This is a genomic window from Lewinella cohaerens DSM 23179, from assembly GCF_000379805.1.
In the GTDB taxonomy this organism is placed as follows: Bacteria; Bacteroidota; Bacteroidia; order Chitinophagales; family Saprospiraceae; genus Lewinella; species Lewinella cohaerens.
Genome location: NZ_KB903619.1, coordinates 227,669 through 238,087, shown reverse-complemented (window position 1 = coordinate 238,087; position 10,419 = coordinate 227,669). Strand labels below are relative to the sequence as shown.

The following is a 10,419-nucleotide window of genomic DNA, read 5'->3' as shown; positions in this document are numbered from 1 at the left end:
TAGGTACAAACTATTCTTCCAATGGATATATGAATATCTCTGGTTTGACTGCTGGAACACAGTACGAATACCAAGTTAACATTTGGTGTGGATCAAACTGGTCTGCATGGTCAGCTACGAAAACCTTCACTACTACCGGTGGCGGCGGCGGTGGCGGCACATATTGTTCTGCCGGTAATACTAATATTTATGAATATATTAGCAATGTAACGATGGGCTCCATCAACAACTCTTCTGGCTCTTCAAGTTACACCAACTACACTTCTCTGTCTACTAATATTGCAATTGGACAGTCTCAAAGCATTTCAGTATCAATTGGAAATTTATACTCTGCCGATCAGGTGCATATTTGGATTGACTGGAACAGTGACGGCGACTTCTCTGATAGTGGTGAGAAAGTATTTACCTCAGGCATGGGTAGTAGTCCAGTAGCTACTTCTATTACCGCTCCCGGAAATGCTTCTTTAGGAGCTACCAGAATGAGAATTCGAATGGTTGATACAAATTTCGCTCCTGTCAATACCACTCCATGTGGAAATGCAGGGTATGGTGAAGTGGAAGATTATACGATTAACGTCACCAGCGGTGGTGGTGGTGGCGGCGGTGGAGGAAACTCCTACTGTAATTCAAATGGAATTACCACCCGTGATGAATGGATACAAAGTGTACAGTTTGGTGGAATTAATAATAATTCAGGCGATAATGATGGATATGCGAATTATACCGGAATGTCTACTGTTATAAATGCAAACAGTAATGTTTCTTGGACGTTAACTCCTGGCTATACAAGTACAGCCTTCGATGAATACTGGACAATTTGGATTGACTTCAATAAGGATGGCGACTTTACTGACAGTGGCGAAATGGTAAGTCAAGGTAATGGTACTTCTGCTATTACAGGCTCTGCCTACATTCCTAGCAATGTTCCATCTGGTTCTACTCGGATGCGTGTATCCATGAAGTACAACGGCTATTCTACTCCATGTGAAAGTTTCCAATATGGTGAAGTAGAAGATTACACTGTCGTGATTGGTTCCGCGATGCCAGAGGCAATAAATCCTGTCTATGGCAAAACTGATTTAGGGATATCCCCTAACCCTGCTATGGAATATGTTCAATTGGACTTCAACGCTCATAACAGCGGAGAAGCAGTAGTTGAATTAGTTAACTTGACAGGGCAGACCGTCAAATTGGTCAATACGGAAGTATTAGAAGGTAATAATTTACTCCGATTGGAGTTATTTGATTTGCCTGAAGGAACCTATATTGTTCAAGTTAGAACAGGTAAAGAGAAATTTATCGGAAAAATTGCTGTAGTTCGGTAAATTGAATCCTTCGGAATCAATAGCCAGAATTTAGCTATGCTATTCTGACCAGAGGCTGTCTTCTTAAGAAGGCAGCCTCTTTTTGTTTGCAAGGCAACGCCAATACCGGCATGGCCCATAAAACAGAATTAACCTGGAAACACTGAAAAGCCGCTGGAGCGTATTAATCGTACAATTGCGTAATCGCATTCATACGATCAGGGGCGAAATTACGATAGGATACCTTCTTTAAATAATCTCTGGAAAATCATCGTCCTCATCATCGGGAAAGTTGCGCTCAAAAGCGGCAGCGAAGTCTTGATCCATTTGCTGGAAATGATTCATAACTTTTTCAATAAACGGCTCGTCGATCAGTTGACGGAGCTCATTGAGGCTGTTGGTCTTTTCGGTAGGGCGGAATTTGTAGGTCTGCTCGAAATGGTTGTTTTCGAACTTGATGGACAGGCGGGTGTCTGTCTTGAAAACAGTGATTTTGAGGACAGGATGATCGAGGTAACCTAGAATTCGCATAAGCGTGGGGGAGAAAAGAGCCACTCGTTCCTGGCCAATGATTTGGTAGCGGGAGCGAGTGGCTAAGTGATATAAAAGTACTGGGTACGAAGTACAAAGTACAGGATATGTGATAGTCTAATGGGTAGATCAGACGCTGAGGACTGAAACTGAATCCTTATACTACGATATACCTTAAGTTAAAGAACGTCCTCCAATGGCGTGTAATCCAGATTGAAGGCTTCCGCTACTGCTTCGTAAACAACTTTGCCGTCAACGATATTGAGGCCAAGTGCAAGCGGCTGGTTCTCACGGCAAGCTTTCTGCCAGCCTTTGTCGGCTAGTTGGATAGCGTAAGGCAGCGTGGCATTGGTCAATGCCAGGGTAGAAGTGTAAGGCACTGCACCAGGCATATTGGCCACACAGTAGTGTACCACCTCGTCGATCACGAAAGTAGGATCAGCGTGGGTAGTGGGCTTACACGTTTCGATACAACCACCTTGGTCTACGGCTACATCTACGAGTACCGTTCCTGGGCGCATATCCTTGAGCATTGCTCGCGTAATGAGGTTAGGCGCCTTTGCACCAGGAATCAAGACTGCACCAATGATAAGGTCGGCCGTTTTGATCAACTCACGGATGTTGTACTCATTGGAGTAGAGCGTCTTCACGTTAGCAGGCATGGTATCACTGAGGTAACGGAGGCGAGGCAAGCTGATGTCGAGGATAGTTACATCGGCACCCAATCCAGCAGCCATTTTCGCTGCCTCAGTACCTACAACACCGCCGCCCAGAACGATCACTTTGCCAGGCATAACTCCAGGCACACCACCTAGCAGTACACCACGGCCACCCATAGGTTTTTCGAGATACTTGGCACCTTCCTGGATACTCATCCGGCCAGCAACTTCACTCATAGGCACGAGTAGCGGCAAGCTACGGTTGGGCAACTCTACCGTTTCGTAAGCCAAGCAAGTAGCGCCACTTTCAATCATGGCATTGGTGAGCGGCTCGTGAGAAGCAAAGTGAAAATAGGTGAAGAGCAGTTGGTCCTTTTTGATGAGTTTGTACTCCGACTCAATAGGCTCTTTAACCTTGATGATCATTTCAGCAATAGCATAAACGTCTTCGATAGTAGGAAGAAGTTTAGCTCCGGCATTAGAATAATCATCATCGGCGAAACCACTACCCATACCGGCAGTTGCTTGAACATAGATTTCATGGCCACGCTTCTTTAACTCCATCACTCCAGCGGGAGTAAGTGCTACGCGGTTCTCGTTGTTCTTGATTTCCTTAGGAACACCAATGATCATGTGGTGATAAGTTTAGTGCAGGAGCAGTGGAGCCCCTAGTTGGTTAAGGCATATATTGAGATGAAAGACAACGTTTGCTTCCTTTTCTCAAATTTCGCGGCAAAGATAGGAAGAAGGAATAAGACTTACCATAAAAAAAGGCCCGTTTACGAAACGGGCCTTTTTTTTGCATAACCTTTTTAACAAATTGTAATCTTGTATAGTATAAAACAATAAGCGTGCCAAAAATATCCAGCACGAAATAGTTGGATGATTGAGTGTTTGCTAGAAACGAGAAAGGGGTGTTTTTTCTGAAGGGGGTGATATCCTTGATACACTTTTATTAAGTGCCCCGTACAGTGAGGTTTACCTCTGATGCTGCTTCGCGACGCCTTGTTATTCCTCACTTTTTAAGAACCCAAGAAGGTAAACCTCACGTTATATTAACTATCTTGGCGCTTATGAAGATTTGTGCTAATTGTCAGACCAGCTTGCCGCCAGAGGCTCGCTTTTGCCATCAATGTGGAGCGCTTCAGTTATCTAGCTTGAAGCCTGCTACTGCTACACCGGATTGGGACTGGGAGGCACCACTTGTACAACAAGCATTTGCCCGGTTTCAGGAACGATTGAATGAAAGGGTAGCCTGCGAACAAGACGAAGCTCAGCTACCGCAATACCAAGAGCGTCTTTACGAAAGTAATTACAGAGAAACGGTACAAAGACGCCTCTTGCAATGGGAAGAAAGCCTGACTATATCTCCTCATGAAACAGAACAGCAACGTCATTTGCATGAGCTTCGTCACTTATGCGATGATTTGCTCGATTTCTTTTTTATCATCCATTGTGCAGATGTCAATAAGATTGTACTGCCTCAGGTGTTGTTGCGCTATCAGCAATTGCCAGTAGAGGAGATTGATCTTGGCGAAATGGCACTCGCATTTTTGGATTTTGAACACGAAGAAGAACGTCTGTATACCGATTTTGTGAAGATGCCCGTCAATAAGATTCGTAACGCCGGTAAAGCGTTTCTTTTTCCCGAAAGGGAAGAAAAAATATGGTTTATTTGTGACCAAAGCCTATTGGGTAATGCAAAAAAAGGTTTTGCGATGACCGAAAAGGCGCTCTACTGGAAGTCGGGTTTGCAAGCAGCACAACGGGTTTATTATCACAAGCTTTTTGCCTTGTCGAAAGAAAAAGAATGGCTCCTCATCAATGAACTCTACTTCAATGCGTCGCCTAGCCTTAACACCAAAATGATCTGGCTACTCCGTCGGTTATCGCGATTACTTCGTGCCGATTTATAAGCGGACGTGTTTCTAAACATATCTTCTGTCTACGGGTTTTATTTTCGACATTCCTACAGTCAAACTGACTTTGTTTAGGCTTGCGTTTTACAGGGAAAAAGAGGTTTGATAAATGTGTTTGTTCTGGATGGACCATCAATCCTTCCATCATCAACAATATTGCAGATTTGTAGCCTTCCTTGCTAAAGATGTGTGCCTATTAAAGCATAATGATAAGCAGGCCCGTTATCTTTGAAATTCTCTAATGAAATACTTCATGAATACTACGTTTCGCTACTTACTTTTCGTCTCCCTGTTCCTCTATGCTATCCCTTCTGGAACTGCTCAGAATATTAATTTCGAGCGCCGTTTTCCCACGGTTACCCAAAACGGAAGCCCTTCGTCATTAGGCTTCACTGGCGGCTTGAATAGCCCGCAGTTTTCAACGGTAGACCTCAACAATGATGGACAGAAAGACCTTTTTGCATTTGACAGGGTAGGGAATGTATCAATGGGATTCACAAAGGACGCTAGCGGCAAATGGCAGCTGCGACCAGACTTGCTTGTCAACTTTCCGACCTTCGATTCTTGGGTTCTGCTTCGTGATTACAATGATGATGGTATTGAAGACATTTTCACCTACAATCGCAATGTAGCCTCTGGTGTTCAGGTTTATACGGGCAGTTATTCGGCGGAAGGTATCATTGATTTTGAACGATTTTATTTTGACAATGAGTTGAATATCATTTTTGTGCCTACTCCTGGAGGCGCAGATACACAGCTTTATATTAGCAATATCGACTATCCGGATATAACAGATATTGATTGTGACGGCGATCTGGATATCTTGACCTTCAATATCAGTGGTGGTTTCTTGGAATTGTATACCAACCTGTCTGTAGAAAATGGTTACGGGCAAGACAGCCTCATTTTTGAATTGACAGAAAATTGCTATGGGGGTATTTATGAAAGTGGCCTTTCTCCTGAATTAGACCTAGCTTCCAGTGCAGGCGAATGTGCCAGCGGCATCGTCAGTGGTGAAATAGAAGACCGGCACGTAGGCTCGACCGTCCTCACGTTTGATGAAGATGGCGATGGCGACCACGATCTTGTGCTTGGCGACCTTTCTTTTTCCTCGCTTACAATGGCCACCAATGGCAACAACTGTAGCGATGCCTGGATGACTGCCCAGGATATCAACTTTCCTAGCTACGATGTACCTGCTTATCTACCGCTTTTCCCTGCGTCATTTTTCTTGGACATTGATGGAGATAACAAACGAGATTTAGTAGTAGCCAGTAATGAAGATAACATTGGTATTGACCACAAAAATGTATGGTACTACAAGAATGTAGGCACAGACAGCAACCCAAATTTTGATTTCCGCCAGGATGATCTTTTGGTTGGAGAAATGATAGACTTGGGGACACGCTCACATCCTGCATTATTGGATTACAATGCCGATGGACTGCAAGATTTAGTAGTGGGTAACTTCTCTTTTTATGCAGAGTTAGGATTTAAAAACAGCCGCCTGTATTTATACGAAAACACAGGATCAGCGGATTCCCCTGCTTTTACACTGGTTAGCGATGATTACCTGGGGATGGCGCAGTACAATGGTACGGTCCCGGGTACGGGCACTTACGCTTTTTCGCCTGCTTTTGGCGACCTGGATGGCGATGGTGATGATGATGCTTTGGTCGGAGATATTGAGGGTAAGCTGTTCTACTTCGAAAACACAGCTGGTGAAGGCCAACCCGCCGTATTTAGCGCAGCAACCTATGGCTACATGGGGATTGATATTGGCCAGGCAGCCACTCCGGAAATAGTGGACCTCAATCGTGATGGTTTAGGTGATATCGTTGTTGGCGAAAAAACCGGCAACCTCAATTATTTCCAAAATGTAGGAACCATAGGAGCTGCCATGTTCGGCGATGATGAAGAGATAGCGCCCAATGTTCGTCAACTGGGGCAGGTCGATGCTCGTATACCAGGCTTCTCTGTGGGCTATTCAACGACTTTTTTTGTAGATATTAATGGAGAGTACCACCTGTTTTTAGGTACACAATCCGGCTCACTAGAGTATTACCGCGATATTGAAGGGCACCTTGATGGCTCCGCTTTCACAACGGTTAGTGAAAACCTGCTCGACCTAAATGAAGGGATTTACACCCATCCTGTCTTGTGGGATTGGAATGGAGACGACTTCTTTGATCTCATGTTGGGCAACGAAAGGGGAGGAGTGAGCTTCTTTTCTACCAATTTCTTGCCAGACGGCACGGTTGATGCAGAAAATATCGTCGATCAATCCACTTTGTGGCAGGTGTATCCGAATCCAGCAAGTGATCAGCTTTTCTTTTCCGGTAAAGGTCTTCAGGAAGGTGTATTAAGCCTCTACGATCAGCAGGGCCGCGTTTTGTGGCAGTCTGTGTCCTCTTCTACCACCCAGATAGACGTTAGTAAATATCCTGCTGGATTGTATTTCTTACAGTTGCGTACATCAACGGGGAGTTCTGTGAAGAAGATCGTGGTAGAGTAGGTAGACTTGAGTCTACGTAAAAGAATCATCTTCTGTGTCTCATGTGGTAAAAAGAGTCCATTAATAGCTGGAAAATAGCAGTCTATTTCTTGATCGTAAAATAAAAGATACTCCCTTTTCCAAGCTCACTCTCCACCCAGATTTTACCATTATGGCTCTCCACAATTCGTTTGCATAGCGCCAGACCAATCCCCGTACCTTTGTCATCTACCTCGCGGGGAATCAAGCGAGTAAAAAGTTCAAAGATCTTTTGGTGATTCTCGGGCGCGACACCAATTCCCTGGTCAGCAATAGAAAACTGCCAGTAATCCTTTTTGTCAACAGCTTCAATATGGATTTGATTAGAGGTGTCTTCCTTGCCAAAATAGATAGCATTGGCCAGCAGATTCTGGAACAGTTGAGTGATCCCCATACGGTGGCCCTGAAATTCTTCCGGCAGCCCACTGGTGGTCACCGTAGCTGCTCCTTTCTCTATGTTGTGCCGCAAATTATACTTCACAATTTCCAGCATAGGGAGCGTCTTCACCCGTTGGCGTTCTACCATGCGGCCCGCTCGGGAATACTCCAATAAATCCTTAATAAGTTGTTGCAACCGTTTAACACCGAAGGTGACGTGCTGAAAATATTCTTCGATATCAACAGGGATATTCTCTTTTTCAAGCTCTTGGCGAATAATACCAAGGTATCCCTCGACAGTACGAAGAGGTGCTTGTAAATCATGGCTGGCAACGTAAGCAAAATGTTCTAAATCCTGGTTACTTTGTTGAAGGTCTTTGATTTGCTGCTGTAATTCCGCGATCAATAGATCTTTTTCAGCCCCTTTTGAAAGTTGGTCGTCGGGCATTTTTTCGTGCTTGTTCTAACACAAAGGTAAGGAAGGTGGAAGGGTTTTGTAGATGTAAGGGTGTAAAAAAAATTATAGCTGGAAAAGTGTAAGGGTGTAAAAGGTTTAATTTAGGTGTAAAAGTGTAAGGGTTTTATTGGTGTAAAAGTTCGCTTTAGCCCACACGAAAACCAACCCTTACACCCTTCCACTTTTACACCCTTACACCCTTAGAATCTTTGGGTGAAATGAGAATTATTAAGCGAGTGAGTCGCAAGCCTATTAAGCCCACCCAACCCTTACACTTAAGTTCCTAATCTGGCTGGTTTATTTGGCTTGTATTCACGACCCCTAACCTTCTATATAAATCACCGGAGCATCCGTATTATAGAAGAAAAACGACCATTGATCGGCTTGTTCTTCTATAATTTTACTGATCGGCTTACCGGCACCGTGCCCGGCATCGGTAGCAATGCGAATCAGTACTGGGTTGTCGCCCTGATGGCTTTTCTGTAGCTGTGCCGCAAACTTGAAGCTGTGGGCAGGCACCACCCGATCATCGTGATCAGCAGTAGTTACCATCGTGGCAGGGTAAGCTACACCTTCTTTGAGGTTGTGTATCGGGCTATAGCTGAGCAGGTTCTTGAATTGTTCAGGATCATCACTTGAACCATATTCAGGAATCCAGCCCTTGCCTACGGTGAACTTGTGGTAACGCAGCATGTCCATCACACCTACGGCAGGAAACGCCACCGCAAACAAGTCGGGCCGCTGCGCCATACAAGCGCCTACCAGCAAGCCACCATTACTACCGCCAGCTATCGCCAGCTTCTCTTTGCTAGTATATCCTTCCGAAATCAGGTATTCTGCACCAGCAATGAAGTCGTCAAAAACATTTTGCTTCTTGTCCAGCATTCCGCCTTTGTGCCATTCTTCACCGTATTCGCCGCCCCCCCGCAGGTTGGCCATCGCAAATACACCACCATTCTCTAGCAGCACCAGCCGTGAAGCACTGAAGCTCGGCGTCAGACTTACATTAAACCCACCGTAGCCATACAGATAGGTAGGGTTGCTACCATCCATTTTGAGGCCTTTTTTGTGTACCAAAAACATGCTCACCTTGGTGCCGTCCTTGCTAGGGTAGAAAACCTGCGTTTCTACATAATCCTCTGGGTTAAATTTCAGCTCTGCCCGATAAAAAGGCTCCGAAGTACCCGTTTTTACATCGTACTTGAAGATCGTTGGTGGGTAAGTAAACGAAGTAAAAGTGTAAAACAACACCTTATCTTCTTCTTCGCCACCCAAGCCACCAGCACTACCCGTTCCAGGCAGCTCAATCGCTTTCTTGTTGCTGCCGTCGTAGGCCATCTGGTAGTAGCGGTCGGTCGCATTCTCCAGGTAATTGGCAAAAAGGTAGCCGCCGCCACTAGAAACACTCTGTAGCAGATTTTCTGATTCCGGAATGATCTCTTTCCAGTTTTCTTTTCCTGGGTTATTGATGTCTACTTCTACCAGGCGGTATTTTGGCGCATCAATGTCGGTCAACACCAGCATTCGTGTGCCGATGTTGTGTACAATGCTGCTCTTGTTTTTGTAGCCAGGAAACAAGGCCACAAAATCACCGTCGTTCTTCAGGTCTTTGTAGTAAGCCGCAAAACCATCCGTTCCCGGTGCGTCGTACATCACAAAGTAGTCACCATCTTCCGTCACGCCGCCGTAGTGGTAGTTGTTCGGGTTATCATCATCCCGAAACACGAGCTCGTCTTCCGACTGCGGTGTCCCCAGCTTATGAAAATACACACTGTGGTATTGATTGTTACCCGACAATTCCTGTCCCGCTTCAGGCGCAGGATAGCGGCTATAAAAGAAGCCGTCTCCCGACCAGCCAGCACCACTAAATTTCACCCACTCCAGCTCATCGTCCAGCTCTTTCTTGGTGGCCACTTCCATCACTTTGATCTTCCGCCAGTCACTACCAGCATCGGCTACCGTAAAAGCAACGTAGCGATCATCTTCCGAGAAACCTACCAGGCTAATTGCCGTAGTACCCGCTTCCGACCAGGTATTGGGGTCAATAAACACTTCCGGTTCACCATCCAATCCTTTCTGGTAATAAATCACGGCCTGGTTTTGCAGACCATCATTCTTATAAAAAAAGTAGTAATCGCCCGCCCGAAAAGGAGAACTCAAGCGCGGATAGTTGAGCAACTCCGTGAGGCGCTCCTCAATTTTTTTCCTGAAAGGAATGTTTTCCAGGTAGCCAAAGGTCACTGCATTTTGCTCCTTCACCCAGGCTTCCACATCTTGCGCCGTATCTACTTCCAACCAGCGGTAAGGGTCGGCAATCGCCGTTCCGTGGTAATCATCTGTGTGGTCAACGGTCGCCGTTGCAGGGTATTTGACAGTCATTTTTTCGTAAGCTGTTGTAGTCACTTCTTGTTCTGTATTGTTGTTACAAGCCAGCAAAAATAACAGACAAGAACAGCTAAGGATGCGAATAAGCATATTTTTTTATTTGGTTTCCCTAAAAATACACAATTCCCTGGATGCTGTCTCCACTAGTTCAGCGAATCAATGGTATTAGGAAGTGAAAATGGGGGAAGGAGTATTTGGGGCCGTGCCGTCTCCCGTCCCGACTGGAAAAGTCGGGACGGGATCGGCACCAGGC

The 10,419-nt window shown here is 45.3% G+C and carries 7 protein-coding genes; 3 read left to right on the top strand and 4 right to left on the bottom strand.

Annotation, left to right across the window (positions count from 1 at the left end; translation table 11 throughout):
• Positions 1-1,325, top strand: a 1,325-nt coding sequence (locus tag A3EU_RS0128865) for a GEVED domain-containing protein (RefSeq protein ID WP_156825940.1), incomplete at its 5' end; no start/stop codon positions are given.
• Between the two features lie 228 nt (positions 1,326-1,553).
• Here the strand turns inward: A3EU_RS0128865 and A3EU_RS32290 are convergent.
• Together A3EU_RS32290 and ald are read right to left on the bottom strand one after the other, a co-directional pair.
• Complete coding sequence (locus A3EU_RS32290) at positions 1,554-1,835, bottom strand: hypothetical protein (RefSeq protein WP_020539672.1); 282 nt, start codon at positions 1,833-1,835, stop codon at positions 1,554-1,556.
• A 179-nt stretch (positions 1,836-2,014) separates the two neighbouring features.
• Positions 2,015-3,127: an alanine dehydrogenase gene (gene ald, locus A3EU_RS0128855; RefSeq protein ID WP_020539671.1), complete on the bottom strand. Its 1,113-nt coding sequence runs from the start codon at positions 3,125-3,127 to the stop codon at positions 2,015-2,017.
• A 440-nt stretch (positions 3,128-3,567) separates the two neighbouring features.
• Here ald and A3EU_RS0128850 point away from each other — a divergent pair, with 440 nt between their 5' ends.
• On the top strand, positions 3,568-4,410 hold the full coding sequence (locus A3EU_RS0128850; RefSeq protein WP_020539670.1) for a zinc ribbon domain-containing protein: 843 nt from the start codon (positions 3,568-3,570) through the stop codon (positions 4,408-4,410).
• A gap of 256 nt (positions 4,411-4,666) precedes the next feature.
• Positions 4,667-6,928 carry a T9SS type A sorting domain-containing protein gene (locus A3EU_RS0128845; RefSeq protein ID WP_020539669.1) on the top strand — a complete coding sequence of 754 codons (2,262 nt, stop codon included), beginning with the start codon at positions 4,667-4,669 and terminating at the stop codon, positions 6,926-6,928.
• A gap of 82 nt (positions 6,929-7,010) precedes the next feature.
• Here the strand turns inward: A3EU_RS0128845 and A3EU_RS32285 are convergent, their stop codons facing one another.
• Complete coding sequence (locus A3EU_RS32285) at positions 7,011-7,772, bottom strand: sensor histidine kinase (protein ID WP_020539668.1); 762 nt, start codon at positions 7,770-7,772, stop codon at positions 7,011-7,013.
• Positions 7,773-8,102: 330 nt separating this feature from the next.
• Complete coding sequence (locus A3EU_RS0128835) at positions 8,103-10,256, bottom strand: prolyl oligopeptidase family serine peptidase (RefSeq protein ID WP_020539667.1); 2,154 nt, start codon at positions 10,254-10,256, stop codon at positions 8,103-8,105.
• Between the last annotated feature and the right edge of the window lie 163 nt (positions 10,257-10,419).

Bases quoted from the DNA above. Each gene is read 5' to 3' on its own strand.
- A3EU_RS32290 (WP_020539672.1), bottom strand. From the start codon at position 1,835: ATGCGAATTCTAGGTTACCTCGATCATCCTGTCCTCAAAATCACTGTT.
- ald (WP_020539671.1), bottom strand. From the start codon at position 3,127: ATGATCATTGGTGTTCCTAAGGAAATCAAGAACAACGAGAACCGCGTA.
- A3EU_RS0128850 (WP_020539670.1), top strand. From the start codon at position 3,568: ATGAAGATTTGTGCTAATTGTCAGACCAGCTTGCCGCCAGAGGCTCGC.
- A3EU_RS0128845 (WP_020539669.1), top strand. From the start codon at position 4,667: ATGAATACTACGTTTCGCTACTTACTTTTCGTCTCCCTGTTCCTCTAT.
- A3EU_RS32285 (WP_020539668.1), bottom strand. From the start codon at position 7,772: ATGCCCGACGACCAACTTTCAAAAGGGGCTGAAAAAGATCTATTGATC.
- A3EU_RS0128835 (WP_020539667.1), bottom strand. From the start codon at position 10,256: ATGCTTATTCGCATCCTTAGCTGTTCTTGTCTGTTATTTTTGCTGGCT.